This is a genomic window from Nitrosomonas nitrosa, assembly GCF_003051105.1.
Classification (GTDB): domain Bacteria; phylum Pseudomonadota; class Gammaproteobacteria; order Burkholderiales; family Nitrosomonadaceae; genus Nitrosomonas; species Nitrosomonas nitrosa.
The window spans coordinates 16670-31864 of the sequence record NZ_QAOO01000008.1 but is presented as its reverse complement, the minus strand read 5'-3'; the positions used below and the strand labels follow the sequence as shown (position 1 = coordinate 31864).

The window sequence follows — 15195 nt, the reverse complement described above, 5'->3', positions numbered from 1 at the left end:
CAAAAAATCAATTTTTCATTTTTTTACGTAATTGTTCTGCAACGATGGGATGCACGAATTGATCTGCATCCCCGCCCAACCGGGCGATTTCCCGGACGATTGTTGCGGATATAAACATGTATTGTTCGGAAGGCGTCAAGAAAACAGTCTCTACCTCGGGAAAAAGACAACGATTCATTCCTGCCAGCTGAAATTCATATTCAAAATCAGATACGGCGCGTAACCCTCTCAAAATGACGCGCGCATTTTGTTGCTGCAGAAATGTGGTCAATAAGCCTGAAAAACCGACAACCTCCACATTTGAACAATCGCTCAGCACGGCTTGCGCCATCTCGATACGATCGTTCAATGTGAAAAAGGGTGTTTTAGCGCTGTCCGCAGCAACGGCCACCACGACTTTATCAAACAATTTTGCTGCACGGCGTACGAGATCTTCGTGACCGCGCGTCATGGGATCGAAAGTTCCGGGGTAGACTGCCTTATCCATTTTTATTCAATTTCAGTAATTGATAGTACACCTTGCCGGCTCGCCCACTTCGCCACACGAGCCACTGCTCATCCAAATCGACCTTATTGTCACTTTCCATATAGACTAATCCTGCATCAGTCATTCGCGAGGGAAGATGGCGCAGTAATTGGGGCATTAGATCAGACTGGAAAGGAGGGTCCAAAAAAATGACATCATACTGCCTCCTGTCTGCAGCGATGAATGCCAATGCATTCATCGCCACCAATTCAACCTGCGTTGCGTCTAGTTTTTTCTGGCTGGCTTGGAGTCCACGCAAAATGTTTTTATTCGATTCCACTATCACGACCTGGGTCGCTCCGCGGGATGCCGCCTCGAAACCCATGGCCCCGCTTCCTGCAAACAAATCCAAACAATGTAACCCGGTTAGATCCTGACCCAGCCAATTAAATACCGTTTCTCGCACCCGATCGGGGGTTGGCCGCAAGAATTTGTCACTGGGAAACAAAATTACGCGGCTACGCCATTTTCCTCCTATAATCCGGACCTTTCCCTCACGTAACATAAATAAGTCGGTTACACTCGATACCAATACTGTTTTCTCGTTTGTAATTATACTGAAGACTGGATGCGCTTACTGTAATTTGACATAAATTGCCGCCTCCCAAGGAAATTTCCTATCACTCTACATGCAGGTTCATTAAAATACCGTGTATATCCATACTTATATTCAGGAATATTATTCGTGTCACCCTATGAACTGTTAATCGGCTTGCGTTACACGCGCGCAAAACGTCGCAATCATTTTATCTCTTTTATTTCCCTTATTTCTTTGCTTGGAATCACGCTTGGTATGACCGCGCTGATCACCGTCATGTCGGTAATGAACGGTTTTCATAAAGAGGTCCGAACACGAATCCTGGGGGTGGCCTCACACATTCAGATCAGTAGCCTCAATGGCATTTTGACGGATTGGCAACAGGTCGCAGACATCGTCATCAAGCATCCCCAAGTGATGGCCGCCGCACCGTACGTCAATGCGCAGGGTATGCTCTCACATAATCAAGTGGTGCGCGGTGTAATCGTACGTGGAATTCTGCCTGAAGCTGAGAACAAGGTAGCCGATTTTGCACAGATGATGGTGATGGGTGAGCTCTACCAGTTAAATGAGGGGGAATTCGGTATTGTCATCGGTTTGGAGTTGGCGCGGAGTCTCGGTACTTTTCCTGGCGACAAAATTGTCCTGATTTCCCCGCAAGGCCAAGTTACCCCAGCCGGAATACTCCCTCGACTCAAACAGTTTACTGTTGTCGGTGTATTTGAGGCGGGGCACTATGAATACGATTCCGGTTTGGCGCTGATTCACATGGCAGATGCACAGAAGCTCTATCGTATGGAGCCTAGCCAGGTTTCGGGCGTTCGGTTGAAATTGCACGATTTGTTCGATGCCCCCACTGTCGTTCGCGATTTGTCGTCCATGGTTTCGGCTGATCATTATCTCAGCGACTGGACACACCAGCATGCTAATTATTTCCGTGCGATCCAAATCGAAAAACGCATGCTGTCTCTGATACTCGCGCTGATCATTGCCGTTGCTGCGTTTAACATCGTTTCTACCTTAGTCATGGCGGTTACCGACAAACAATCGGATATCGCCATTCTCCGCACCCTGGGCGCCAGCCCAGGCAGCATTATGAAAATTTTTATTGTTCAAGGTACCCTCATCGGTGTGTTTGGTACTGTATTGGGCGTCATCGGCGGCACGCTCCTCGCATACAATGTCAGCGATGTCGTTGTCTTTATCGAACAATTGTTCAGCGTTCAGTTTCTCTCGCAGGAGGTCTACTACATCAGTGAGATCCCCTCCGATCCACACCTTGAAGACATCGTTACCGTGGCGACCGTATCTTTCTTCCTGACGCTGTTGGCAACACTTTACCCCAGTTACCGAGCATCAAAAGTCAACCCGGCGGAGGCGCTCCGTTATGAATAACGTCGTCATTTCCTGTAAGAATCTCTATAAAAGTTACTATCAGGGCAAACTGGAAGTACCTGTGCTTCATGGTGTCAACCTGACGCTGAATAAAGGGGAAATGATTTCGATAGTCGGCGCTTCTGGCTCGGGGAAAAGTACGCTGCTGCATTTACTGGGCGGACTGGATATCCCAACTAAAGGAGAAATTCTCCTGCTGGGACAGGATATCACTCGGATCAGCGAACAAGAAAAATGTCGGCTGCGCAACCAATCACTCGGTTTTATTTATCAATTCCACCATTTACTTCCCGAATTCAGCGCTCAGGAAAATGTGGCTATGCCGCTGCTTATCCGCCGAACGAATAGGCTGGAAGCCATGGAACGCGCAGCTGACATGCTTGAGCATGTGGGGTTGGGGCATCGCCTTACGCACACACCCGCTGAATTGTCTGGCGGCGAGCGTCAACGTGCAGCCGTCGCACGCGCGTTGGTCACTCAGCCTGCTTGCGTGCTGGCTGATGAGCCAACCGGCAATCTGGATCGCCACACTGCCGAAGGTGTATTTAATTCAATGCTGGAACTTAATCGTAAAGTCAATGCTAGCCTCATTATTGTCACGCATGATACGCAACTTGCCAACCAAGCAGAGCGGGTGCTGCAGTTGATCGATGGTGTGCTGGTATAGTCACAGATCATTTTCTGCTCAGATATAGCCCATGGCAAGCCAGCCGACTTGCCATTTCGCGGGGTGGGGTCTTCTATTTCGCCTCATCAGTATACTTCTTTCCCGCTACAATCTAAAAGGCTGTCCGAGAATAGCGATCGTAGCGAGGGTGAGTTTGGTTGAGTTGGCTTTTTCGATCATTTGAGGCGAATAGTCGTTCTGTTTAACGAAAAGAACCGGAAAATCCAGTCAACCAAGCCCGTCTGCAGGAGATCGGTCTCTCGGATAGCCTAGGTTAAAGAAAATAATGGCGCGCCAATTCTGAAGTGATCAAATAATAACCGCTACCATGGACGTCACCTTTTTTAATGAGCTCTACCGCGACGGCATGAATACGAGGCGCATATACTTTGTATGCATCCATGGCACCCTCTGGTAAATCTGTCATTCCAAAACAATCAGCGATCGCTGCTTGCGTAATGCCACAAAAAAATTGTGTCGTATCGCTCATGGCCATGAAGGCGATTAATGAATCGCCACAATTATTTGCGTGTGGTGTCCACGATGGTTCGGAAAATTCCCAGTCAGAGCATAAAGTTTTTTTATCCATACGACCAACCAAAATCTTTAAAGATAAAAAATAATCGGTATAGAAAACACTAAACTTGAGCGTGATTCAGATCTTTTCCTATATAAATTTTTAAACCTGCGTCCCGCAGAGGCAATTTTCGTTTTTTTGCATCAAAATATGAGACCAATCGGGCCGCCCCTTCCTCACGAGAAATCATTTCTTGCTAAATTTAAATGTGATTTAGCACCTAGATACGCTAATATTTTTAATACGGCATTAAAGAATGAAAAATTCATCACAGGGAGAAGAAAATGAAGGACAGAAGAAATCCGGACAAGATTATCGCTTTTGTGATGGCAGGAGGAGAAGGAAAACGTTTAAACCCGCTATCAGCGGATCGTTGTAAACCTGCAGTACCATTTGGTGCACGCTACCGGATCGTAGATTTCGTTTTGAGTAATCTGATCAATTCCGGGATAAGTTCGGTTTACCTTTTGGTCCAATATAAAGCACAAGAGCTCATTGAACACATCCGCAAAGCTTGGGTGATTTCGCCCTTGCTTCCGAGCCAGTTTGTCACAGTGGTACCGCCGGAAATGCATAAGGAAACGCTGCAATTTAAAGGCACATCGGATGCGGTTTATCAAAGCCTTAGGCTGATCGAACTACATCAGCCTAATATTGTTGCAGTGTTTGGTGCCGATCATATCTACCGGATGGATATCAACCAAATGGTCTGGTTTCACAAAGAACAACGCGCTGATGTCACCATTGCAGCCTTACCCGTGCCCTTGGAGCAGGCATCGAGTTTTGGCATCATTGATACTGAAGCGGATGGAAAAGTACGCGAGTTTCAAGAAAAACCGCAATCTCCCAAACCGATGCCGACTGATCCCAGCCGAGCCTATGCATCCATGGGCAACTATCTGTTCAATACCGAAGTTTTGGTGGAAGCATTGTATGAAGCCCATCGCCTCGGCGAGACTGATTTCGGCAACCATGTGCTCCCACGCCTGATAGCCAGCAGACGCTTATATGCCTATGATTTTTCCAATAACGAAATACCTGGTATCAAGCCTTACGAAGAAGTAGGCTACTGGCGTGATGTTGGTACTATCGATGCTTATTTCGACGCCCATAAAGATGTACTGGGTGAAAACCCCCGTTTCGATGCATTTAATCCACAATGGCCCATTTATTCCAGCAATTATCAAGGACCGGTTGCAAAGATTCTGGGTGGTGAAATCGAAAACAGTTTATTTGGCGCGGCCTGCGTTATTCACAAAAACACGCGTCTTCATAATTGCATTGTGCGTCGTGAAGCTGTAGTTGAAGAAGGTGCCGAATTGGAGGATTGCATCATTATGGACTATGTTCGCATCGGGCGTAATGCTCGGCTGCGACGCGTCATTGTTGACCGCCACAATGTGATCGAAGCCAACGTACAGCTCGGCTATGACCGCGTGGCTGATGCCCAGAAATACATTGTAACTGATGGGGGCATCGTGGTGGTGCCCATGGGTAAGATCAACTTTTTTGCACGCGATTCGCGTGGTCATGGACCCGGTTATGCTGAATGACATCAAGAGGCGTGATCCTCGGATGAATAGATACTATCGATTAGTCAAGGGTACTGCAGAATAGGGCGATCGATGCCGTCCTAATTGAATCAGTGGCGCGCCCAACACGATTCGAACGTGTGACCCCCGCCTTCGGAGGGCGGTACTCTATCCACTGAGCTATGAGCGCGTAAGGTTTACAACTATCCAATAAGGTGTGCTGATGCGAAGCCATTTAAACGCATAATATTCGATGACATACCTTATTCTGGTTTTGGCAAAGCTGGATAAATGCGCACAACTTTGACTGCTTGGTTTTTAGTCTGGATGATCTCCATTGGGTATCCCGCTATATTTAACCCTATGCCAGCTTCTGGAATATCTTGAAAATGCTCAAGAATTAACCCGTTCAATGTCTTGGGTCCATCCAGAGGTAAATGCAATCCAAGCTTTCGGTTAAGATCACGTAGTAAAACACTTCCCTCGACAATTATACTACCATCTGGTTGTTGCATGAATGTGCTGGCTTGAGAGGGTGAGTGCGTGGTGAATTCACCGATAATTTCTTCGAGAATATCTTCTAATGTCACCAATCCTATCCACTCGCCATATTCATCGACGACCAGACCGATCCGTTTCCGGTTTTCCTGAAAAAATTGCAATTGAGAAAATAAGGGCGTGCCGGAAGGAATGAAGTAAGGTGCTTGCATCGTTTTTTCGATTATCGATGCCGTAATTTTACCTCCCCTCATTTGATTAAATATCTTGCGTATATGAATGATCCCGACGACGTTATCGAGATGTCCTCTAAAAACGGGTAATCGCGTATGGTGACAAGTTAGCAATTGGTCGTAAATGATGTCATCGTCCGCTTCTAAATCGATTGCCTCGATCTGGCCTCTTGGAACGATTACATCGTCAACGGTAACTGATTCAAGATCAACAAGGTTAACTAGAACACTCTGGTGTTTTTTTTGAATAAAGTGGCCGGCTTCCAATACCAGTGTTTTAAGCTCTTCTGGGCTGATTTTATGCGTTGTATGATCTTGCGGTTTTAAACGAAAAAGGATAAGCAGTCCCTGCACGAACAGATTGACGAACCAAACAACAGGGTAAAAAATCTTTAGTAGGGGAGTCAGCACGTAACTCGCTGTCAGTGCGATTTTTTCTGGGTAGGCGGCAGCGATGACTTTGGGTGTAATCTCGCTGAAAATCAATATCGCGAGGGTTACACAAATCGTTCCGATAAGTAATGCAAATTCGTTGTGTGCGAAAAATGAAGAAATAATCACCGCAACTAATGTTGCAGCTGCCGTGTTGAGCAAATTATTGCCTAGCAAGATAACGCCCAACAACCTGTCAGTGTTAGCGAGCAATTGTGTCGTCAATCGTGCGCCACGATGTCCTTGTTTAGCGAGATGCTTTAACCGATAGCGATTGATCGCCATCATGCTGGTTTCGGAAAGCGAGAAAAACCCCGACAAAATCAACAATAAAACTAATGCAATAAGTAATATATGTAATGGAATATCTTCCAAATGGTGTTACCTTCGTAAGTTTCTTCGATCAGCGCACAAAATGACAAACCTGAATCATAACGTAATAAAATATAGGATTTGGTTGCTATCGAACTTATAGGGTTCGATAGCAATGGCTATTACTATTAATCTTTATCCAGCCAATCGAAATAAACATAACCTTTTTGCGGCTCTTTTGATTCCTTAAAACGTTTAAGTTCTTCTTGATTTACCTTCTTATCCCACCAAATAGCACGTGCTTCTTTTTGTTGCTCGTATAAATGGGGTCTTTTCTCGAAAAGCTCGCGCATAAATTTAGTATGTTCGGATTCGTACATGTCTTCCATAGTAGGTTTGCCCATCCCATTAATAATTTGTAAACTTAAAGGTTTTAGTCTGTATACACACTCTTGATGCGAACATTCGGCCTCTCGGTACGAAATGTATCGTCAACGGCGGCCGTTTCAAGATATAGAGTGATTGCTCAAGATTACTTCATACGTGTAGATTATAAATGAAGAAAAGTTATAGATAAAAGATAAAGCTAATGGTCAACGATGAAAAATTATTTAAATTTAACGGAAAATTTATATTTATTGGTTTCGGAAGCGTGGGGCAGGGGTTTCTCCCATTATTGTTCAGACACGTTGAGATCTCTCCGCACCAGATTAGAGTAATCGCAGCAGATGAGAGAGGAAAGGCTCAAGCTGAGAACTTCGATATCCCATTCGAAGTTAAACCACTCAATCCAGAGAATTATCGTCAGGTACTCGATCCATTATTAGCCCCTGGCGATTTTTTGCTCAATGTCTCAGTAAATGTCTCGAGCTGCGCTTTGATTGAATTCTGTCATGCACGCGGAGTGCTTTATCTCGATACTTGTATCGAACCTTGGGTGGGTGGGTATGCGGATGCTAATCGTTCGCTTTCTGAAAGATCTAACTACGGGCTACGAGAAGAAGCATTAAGACTGCGGGAAAAATTAGGCAACGGTCCCACGGCTATGCTTTGTCATGGCGTCAATCCCGGATTGGTTTCGCATTGGGTAAAACAAGCGCTACTCAACATTGCTAATGATGTCGGTATTTGCCCACAAATACCCAGGACGCGTGAGCAGTGGGCGAAGCTAGCATCGCTGTTAAAAGTGGCTGTCATTCAGTGTGCAGAGCGCGATACACAGGTTATTGATCCACCCAAAAAGATCGATGAATTTGTCAATACCTGGTCTATAGATGGCTTCGTTTCTGAAGGAATTCAGCCAGCGGAGTTAGGCTGGGGAAGTCATGAAAAACAAATGCCGGTCGATGGAAGACGCCATGAATATGGGTGTGATGCTTCTATTTATCTAACACAACCGGGCGTACAAACACAAGTTTATGGCTGGACACCGCGGGAAGGATCCTATCGTGGATTTTTAATTACGCATAGTGAATCGATATCGTTGGCCAACTATTTAACGGTTAAGGAAGGGGGCAATATTAGCTATCGCCCGACGGTTTATTATGCATATCATCCCTGTGATGCGGCAGTCCTTTCAATTCATGAGCTGAATGGAAAATGTTTAGCATTGCAATCGAAAACACGCCTAGCGATGGATGATATTTATGATGGTGTCGATGAGTTGGGTGTGTTACTGATGGGGCACGCAAAAGGTGTCTATTGGTATGGTTCTGTTTTATCTATTCAAGCAGCACGAAAACTTGCTCCCTGTAATAATGCAACCAGTCTACAAGTCGCAGCGGGCGTTTTGGGTGGGGTTGTATGGGCTTTAAACAATCCGCGGGCTGGGATAGTCGAGCCTGACGAAGTGCCTTTTGATGAAGTGCAGAAAGTGGCGGCGCTATACTTGGGGGAAATGGTCGGACAATATAGTGATTGGACACCTCTTCAAGGCCGTGGAGTATTGTTCGAGGAAGATTTGGATCGATCTGATCCGTGGCAATTCAAGAATTTTCGGGTAACTTAAAATCATAAAAATAATTTCTTTCGATTCGTGCTGTGATGATCCGGTAAATTTTGATGGGTGGTTAATTGACGATGTTTCACGTGAAACATTCCATAAAAAACCAAATTTTTGTGAATAATAAGTGCTGAATAGCTTAGAATAAAGAGGATAGATTAACTTATTATTGATATGCCTTTATGAGATTCTCGGAAACATTTGATGTTATCGTGGTGGGAGGTGGCCATGCAGGAACTGAAGCTGCCATGGCTGCTGCGCGCATGGGGCAAAAAACGCTTTTGTTGACGCATAATCTTGAAACATTAGGGCAAATGTCCTGTAACCCCTCTATCGGTGGAATTGGCAAAGGTCATCTGGTCAAGGAGATCGATGCGCTTGGTGGTGTAATGGCTGAGGCGATCGATGAGGCGGGGATTCAATTTAGAGTGCTTAATTCCAGTAAGGGTCCTGCCGTACGCGCGACGCGTGCTCAGGCGGATCGCGTACTCTATCGACAAGCTATTCGCAGACGACTGGAAAACCAACCCCATCTCTGGCTGATTCAACAGGCAGTAGATGATCTGGTTTTGCAAGGGGACCGAATTGCCGGTGTAGTTACCCAGCTAGGCGTTAAATTTTCTGCACACACCGTTATTTTGACGACAGGGACATTTTTGGCGGGTTTGGCGCATGTTGGAAACAATAATTTTCAAGCTGGCAGAGCAGGCGATCCCCCCTCGATCAGTTTGGCACAAAGATTACGTGAAATGAATCTGCCTGTCGGACGCTTGAAAACGGGAACACCTCCACGAATTGACGGGCGCAGCATCAATTATTCCTTGCTACAAGAGCAACCGGGTGACGATCCCGTGCCGGTATTTTCATTTCTAGGTAGCGTTGCGCAGCATCCCCGTCAGATAGCATGCTGGATTACGCGGACGAATCGCCGCACGCACGATGTTATTCGGGATGGTTTGGATAGATCGCCTTTGTTCACGGGAAAAATTGAAGGGATTGGGCCCCGTTATTGCCCCTCGATCGAAGACAAGATCATGCGTTTTTCTGATAGAGATTCTCATACCATCTTTCTCGAACCTGAAGGACTGGATACGCATGAGGTCTACCCCAACGGTATTTCAACCAGCTTACCTTACGATGTGCAAATCGATCTGGTGCGTTCTATCCGCGGATTGGAAAATGCGCATATCACCCGGCCTGGCTATGCGATTGAATATGATTATTTTGACCCACGTGCGCTGACGCGTTCTCTGGAAACGCGTGCGATCGAGGGCCTATTTTTTGCGGGGCAGATCAATGGCACCACAGGGTATGAAGAAGCTGCAGCACAAGGATTATTGGCTGGCCTGAATGCCAGTCTAAAAGTACAGGGGCGTGATGCATGGTGTCCACGTCGCGATGAGGCTTATCTGGGGGTGCTCATCGATGATCTGATCACACGCGGCGTGACGGAGCCCTACCGCATGTTTACTAGCCGGGCAGAGTACCGATTGCAGTTACGCGAAGATAATGCTGATATGCGGTTGACAGAGATGGGTTACCGATTGGGCGTAGTGAATGAATCACGCTGGCAGGCATTTGTTGCCAAGCGCGAGGCAATCGAAACCGAACAACAAAGGTTGCGTAAGCTATGGTTACGCCCAGGTATGCTGCCGGAGGCTGATCTAGTCAATGTGTTAGGTAAAACGATAGAAAAAGAGTATTCGCTGTATGAATTACTGCGTAGACCGGATGTGACCTATGCCAGACTTATGTCATTGCCCGGTATCGAACAGGGGTTGGTCGATGAGAGAATTGCCGAGCAAGTGGAAATTAATGTTAAGTACGAAGGTTATATCGAACGGCAAAAGCAGGAAGTGGCTCGGCACACAGCTTATGAAATGACGAGCTTACCTAAGGATATCGATTATCGGAATGTACGTGGGCTTTCTAGCGAAGTTCAACAAAAGTTGAATCAATTTAAACCTGAGACAATTGGACATGCAGCCCGCATTTCGGGTATTACGCCAGCTGCAATTTCCTTGCTGTTAGTGCATTTGAAACGCGGTTTCGAATTGTCAGAAATCAAATAATATTAAAAATGAGTCTAGAAAATCAATTGCTGGATGGCCTTGAAAAACTGGCATGTGGGCTGCCTGAGGAAAGAAAAAGGCTCGCAGCTCGACTGCAGCAATATATTCTTTTCCTCGATAAATGGAATCGGGTGCATAATCTGACTGCCGTACGGAAACCAGAAGAAATGGTGACCAAACATATACTCGACAGTTTGACACTGTTACCCACTCTTAATGGTAAAAGGCATGCCGATGTCGGCAGCGGTGCTGGATTGCCTGGAATTCCGCTGGCGCTTGTCCGGCCTGACTGGCACATGACGCTGATAGAGAGCAATCAAAAAAAATGTGCATTCTTAACACAAGCATGTGTTGAGTTAGCGTTGAAGAATGTCAAAATTGTTTGTGAGCGTGTAGAAAATTTTTTTCCCTCTGAAAAATTCGATACGGTAATTTCACGCGCATTTGCCGATTTGAGTGCGTTTGTAGCCTCCGCTGTGCATTTATGTGCCGACTCTGAAGAAAGTCGGTTGGTTGCCATGAAAGGCAAATTTCCTGATGCGGAATTGATGCAGTTACCCCCGCAATATGAGGTGGAAAAAGTGTTACGAGTTATGGCGCCAGGCCTTAGAGCAGCACGACATTTGATCGTTATTAAACCTGGATCTGAACGTTCGAATTGATTGTGGTTACCTTGATTCACCCCGATTAAGGAGTGGGAGTAGTGGTAAAAATACTTGCGATTGCCAATCAGAAAGGAGGCGTCGGTAAAACAACTACCGGAATCAATTTGGCGGCAAGCCTGGCCATTGCTGGAAAACGTACCCTTTTAGTCGATTTGGATCCACAAGGCAACACGACGATGGGAAGTGGGGTTGATAAACGTATTTTGCGCTACACCGTTTATCATGCCTTGCTTGGCGAACAATCTATTACCGATGTCCGGATTACAGCCACGGCGGGTAAATATGATTTAATTCCGGCTAATCAGGATTTAGCAGGTGCCGAGGTGGAGATGGTCAGTCTAGCACAGAGAGAGACCCGTCTTAAAGTTGCACTGCAAACGGTAAAGGACGATTATGATTTTATCTTAATGGACTGCCCGCCCGCGCTTAATTTACTTACCCTCAATGGTTTATGTGCTGCGCAAGCCGTCATGATACCGATGCAGTGTGAATACTTCGCCCTGGAAGGCTTGAGTGATCTCGTCAATACGATCAAAAGGGTACGTGCCAATTTCAACCCTACCCTTAAAATTGAAGGTCTGCTGCGCACTATGTTCGATCCGCGCAATGTATTGGCCAAACAAGTTTCAGACCAACTGCAACAACATTTTGGGGATAAAGTCTATCGAACCGTGATTCCACGCAATATCCGGCTGGCTGAAGCGCCGGGATTTGGTGTTCCTGCCCTGTTCCATGATAAATTTTCAAAAGGTGCACAAGCCTATCTTGCACTGGCCAAAGAGATTATGGAAGCTGCAGCATAATATGGATTTACAAACTGACTATAACAGCGAATGACGAAATTAAAAGGTTTAGGAAGAGGGCTTGATGCATTGCTGTCGAACGATAGCGACCATGCATTTTCTGAATCCCTGCAACATTTGGAAATCAAGCTGCTGCAACCGGGTAAATATCAACCGCGTACCAGCATGGATCAAGCATCCTTAATGGAGTTGGCTGAATCGATCAAGGCGCAAGGGGTCATGCAACCCATTCTGGTACGCCCGATCGGCGCCGATCTTTATGAAATCATCGCTGGAGAGCGCCGCTGGCGCGCTGCACAATTGGCTGGATTAACCCAGGTTCCCACTATCATTCGCGAAGTGCCCGATGAATCCGCGTTAGCGATGTCGCTCATTGAAAATATCCAACGAGAAAATCTAAATCCTTTGGAAACAGCGATGGGCATTCAACGGCTCATCAAAGAATTCGGGATGACGCACCAGACAGCAGGTGAAGCGCTGGGCAGCTCTCGCAGTGCCATATCGAATTTATTGCGATTGCTTAATCTGGCGACACCTGTGCAGGAATTGATGATGCAAGGAAAAATCGATATGGGGCATGGGCGTGCCCTCCTCCCGCTCTCTGCCGCAAAACAAGTTGAAATTGCTAACTTAATTGCGCATAAGCAACTTTCAGTAAGAGAAACTGAAAAGCTGATCAAGCGGATCGAACAAGCACCAACAAGAAGAACAATCATGCAAGATCGCGACTTACTGCGTTTACAAGAAGATATTTCATCCAAACTGGGTGCGAATGTCACGATTAAGCCTGGAAAACGCGGTACTGGCAATTTGGTCATTCACTATACGAGCTTAGAACAGCTGGATGATATTCTTTCCAAATTTTAAGATTAGCAGCAGCGCTACGCTGAAATACCCAGTTACTATTCTGGGTAAATTTTCTTATTTGGTTGGATTGTTTGTCCTGACACTTGTGCTGAACAACTTTACTCTCGCAATTGTTGCTTAAGGGTGACTCTAACAATTCATAGTTTTAAACAAGCCGAGGGGAACACAAAAAATGTTGACACAGGCCTATGCTTGATAAGTAAGGAAACATTTTTTGTGCAACAATGTATTGTGACGACATAGGGGTTTTTAGAAGCACCTTTAAAGTTGAGCATAAATAGTTTGAAAATGGTCTTCATGAATGATTTATCAAAATAAAATACTCATTTGAACGCTATCAATGAATACACATATTCTGACCCATCCTAACGTTGCGGCCATTCTCGGTGCACTGGTCGCAGATGCAGCTTCTCTAGGCCTGCACTGGCTTTATGACCCTGCGCGAATTGCCGAAATCGAAACAAATGCGGATATCGTATTTCGCCATCCCGATCCGGCCGATTATGCTGGAACAAGCGGTTTTTTTGCACATGGCAGCAAACTGGCAGGAGAATCAAGCGGATACGGTGAAGCCTGTTTGTTAATGCTTAAGCACATGGCAAAACACGGAAAATTTACAAGAGCTGCCTACCAACTCGAATTCCGTACACACTATGGCCCCGGTGGAGAATATACCGGCTATATCGACTCGCCTACTCGTCAAACTGTGCGTGTACTTCTACCCCTTGATACTGAAAATTTTCCGGAAATATCAGGGGCCGATGACGATCAAATGCTTGCACTTGCTACGATCCCTGTACTGGTCGCCACTCACGAGGATTCACATGCAGTGCTCATGAAACGTGTCGAGGAAGTCGTGCGCATAACCAATCACAATGATATCGCCGTTTCCGCAGCATGTTGCGCTGCTACAGCGCTGCAAAGCCTATTAGAAGGTAAATCGATGGCACAAGCTTTGACCAATGCCATGGAAGTTTCGGGCGATATATTGAAACCATCGTTAATGGCAGCGCTCGCAACCGACAAGCTGGATAGCGTATCTGCCGCTAGCCACTTTGGCTCCGCATGTCATGTAACTGAAGGGCTACCCATCGTTTTTCATATCGCTAAACATGCGCCGGATTATACGACTGCGATCAAAGCCAACATTCGAGCCGGTGGGGATAGCTGCGGCCGTGCCATTATTCTTGGTGCGTTAGTGGCAGCACATCATGCCAAGCAGCAAAATATGGCTTCTTCCATTCCATTATCATGGATCGCACGGTATCGTAAACTTGCAGCAGTTGCTGAAGCTTGTGAGAGAATCTGATGTCGCTCTCTTTCTCACCCCGGATGAACTACAATTGGTAATAAATATGACCGTACCACCAGCAGGTTGTAGCTCCCTCTCTCACCCCGGATGAACTACAATTTCTGCTGACCGCGCCTTATTGGCTGATCGGTTGTAGCTCCCTCTCTCACCCCGGATGAACTACAATTCGAATTCAATAGAAAAACTTTGACTCATAGTTGTAGCTCCCTCTCTCACCCCGGATGAACTACAATTCGACGCGATAGTTAATTTCGTCAAAATTTGTTGTAGCTCCCTCTCTCACCCCGGATGAACTACAATCACAATATGTAGCGAGTAGTCTGTTTTTGTGTTGTAGCTCCCTCTCTCACCCCGGATGAACTACAATTCATTATTCGACTTCTCCGTCATCCAATTTGTTGTAGCTCCCTCTCTCACCCCGGATGAACTACAATCTTTTCCGGCAGATTGCCACACATCGCACAGTTGTAGCTCCCTCTCTCACCCCGGATGAACTACAATGTGTACCCCGATGCTTCCGGTAAGTCTGGCGTTGTAGCTCCCTCTCTCACCCCGGATGAACTACAATAGACAGTTCACATACCGCGCTATAAATTTGGTTGTAGCTCCCTCTCTCACCCCGGATGAACTACAATAATGAAGAGATAGACGATTCATGTATTTACGTTGTAGCTCCCTCTCTCACCCCGGATGAACTACAATGAGATTGTTTTACTGGCGGCAGAGTAAGAAGTTGTAGCTCCCTCTCTCACCCCGGATGAACT

The 15195-nt window shown here is 46.1% G+C and carries 13 protein-coding genes, 1 tRNA gene, 1 pseudogene and 1 CRISPR repeat array (1 of these 16 running past the window's edge); of the genes and pseudogenes, 9 read left to right on the top strand and 6 right to left on the bottom strand.

The genetic code is table 11. From position 1 onward, the window contains the following. Positions 1-7: 7 nt before the first annotated feature. Together coaD and rsmD are read right to left on the bottom strand one after the other, a co-directional pair. Positions 8-487 (bottom strand): pantetheine-phosphate adenylyltransferase, encoded by a 480-nt coding sequence (gene coaD / locus C8R30_RS05810; protein WP_090669456.1) that lies wholly within the window; start codon positions 485-487, stop codon positions 8-10. Next, on the bottom strand, positions 480-1058 hold the full coding sequence (gene rsmD / locus C8R30_RS05805) for a 16S rRNA (guanine(966)-N(2))-methyltransferase RsmD (protein ID WP_338061133.1): 579 nt from the start codon (positions 1056-1058) through the stop codon (positions 480-482). The genes coaD and rsmD overlap by 8 nt, the downstream gene beginning before the upstream one ends. A gap of 153 nt (positions 1059-1211) precedes the next feature. On the opposite strand from rsmD, the gene C8R30_RS05800 reads away from it, so the two are divergent. Continuing rightward, positions 1212-2459 (top strand): lipoprotein-releasing ABC transporter permease subunit, encoded by a 1248-nt coding sequence (locus C8R30_RS05800; RefSeq protein ID WP_090669451.1) that lies wholly within the window; start codon positions 1212-1214, stop codon positions 2457-2459. After that, positions 2452-3126 carry a lipoprotein-releasing ABC transporter ATP-binding protein LolD gene (gene lolD, locus C8R30_RS05795; RefSeq protein WP_090669448.1) on the top strand — a complete coding sequence of 225 codons (675 nt, stop codon included), beginning with the start codon at positions 2452-2454 and terminating at the stop codon, positions 3124-3126. Before C8R30_RS05800 ends, lolD begins: the two co-directional genes overlap by 8 nt. Positions 3127-3400: 274 nt before the next feature. On the opposite strand, the gene C8R30_RS05790 is transcribed toward lolD, so the two are convergent. Further along, positions 3401-3715 (bottom strand): DUF1488 family protein, encoded by a 315-nt coding sequence (locus C8R30_RS05790; protein WP_090669445.1) that lies wholly within the window; start codon positions 3713-3715, stop codon positions 3401-3403. A gap of 272 nt (positions 3716-3987) precedes the next feature. On the opposite strand from C8R30_RS05790, the gene C8R30_RS05785 reads away from it, so the two are divergent. Next, positions 3988-5256, top strand: coding sequence for a glucose-1-phosphate adenylyltransferase (locus C8R30_RS05785; protein WP_090669442.1), 1269 nt, complete (start codon positions 3988-3990; stop codon positions 5254-5256). Between the two features lie 93 nt (positions 5257-5349). Here C8R30_RS05785 and C8R30_RS05780 read toward each other — a convergent pair. From C8R30_RS05780 to C8R30_RS05770, 3 genes are all read right to left on the bottom strand, one after another. Then, positions 5350-5425, bottom strand: a tRNA-Arg gene (locus tag C8R30_RS05780). A gap of 73 nt (positions 5426-5498) precedes the next feature. Continuing rightward, complete coding sequence (locus C8R30_RS05775) at positions 5499-6773, bottom strand: HlyC/CorC family transporter (protein ID WP_090669439.1); 1275 nt, start codon at positions 6771-6773, stop codon at positions 5499-5501. Positions 6774-6898: 125 nt separating this feature from the next. After that, positions 6899-7099 carry a DUF3460 family protein gene (locus tag C8R30_RS05770; RefSeq protein ID WP_090669436.1) on the bottom strand — a complete coding sequence of 67 codons (201 nt, stop codon included), beginning with the start codon at positions 7097-7099 and terminating at the stop codon, positions 6899-6901. A 200-nt stretch (positions 7100-7299) separates the two neighbouring features. Between C8R30_RS05770 and C8R30_RS05765 the strand changes: the two genes are divergently transcribed. From C8R30_RS05765 to C8R30_RS05740, 6 genes and pseudogenes are all read left to right on the top strand, one after another. Continuing rightward, positions 7300-8718, top strand: a complete 1419-nt coding sequence (locus C8R30_RS05765) for a homospermidine synthase (RefSeq protein WP_090669433.1) — start codon at positions 7300-7302, stop codon at positions 8716-8718. A 176-nt stretch (positions 8719-8894) separates the two neighbouring features. Then, positions 8895-10784 (top strand): tRNA uridine-5-carboxymethylaminomethyl(34) synthesis enzyme MnmG, encoded by a 1890-nt coding sequence (gene mnmG / locus C8R30_RS05760; protein ID WP_090669430.1) that lies wholly within the window; start codon positions 8895-8897, stop codon positions 10782-10784. A gap of 8 nt (positions 10785-10792) precedes the next feature. Continuing rightward, positions 10793-11446 (top strand): 16S rRNA (guanine(527)-N(7))-methyltransferase RsmG, encoded by a 654-nt coding sequence (gene rsmG / locus C8R30_RS05755; RefSeq protein WP_090669428.1) that lies wholly within the window; start codon positions 10793-10795, stop codon positions 11444-11446. Between the two features lie 41 nt (positions 11447-11487). Then, positions 11488-12252: a ParA family protein gene (locus C8R30_RS05750; protein ID WP_090669425.1), complete on the top strand. Its 765-nt coding sequence runs from the start codon at positions 11488-11490 to the stop codon at positions 12250-12252. A 30-nt stretch (positions 12253-12282) separates the two neighbouring features. Beyond that, positions 12283-13119, top strand: a complete 837-nt coding sequence (locus C8R30_RS05745) for a ParB/RepB/Spo0J family partition protein (protein WP_090669423.1) — start codon at positions 12283-12285, stop codon at positions 13117-13119. Between the two features lie 340 nt (positions 13120-13459). After that, positions 13460-14272, top strand: a pseudogene (locus C8R30_RS05740) (ADP-ribosylglycohydrolase family protein); the annotation flags it as partial. Positions 14273-14426: 154 nt separating this feature from the next. Beyond that, a CRISPR array of direct repeats spans positions 14427-15195; the repeat unit is 37 nt; unit sequence GTTGTAGCTCCCTCTCTCACCCCGGATGAACTACAAT; it runs 474 nt beyond the window's last position.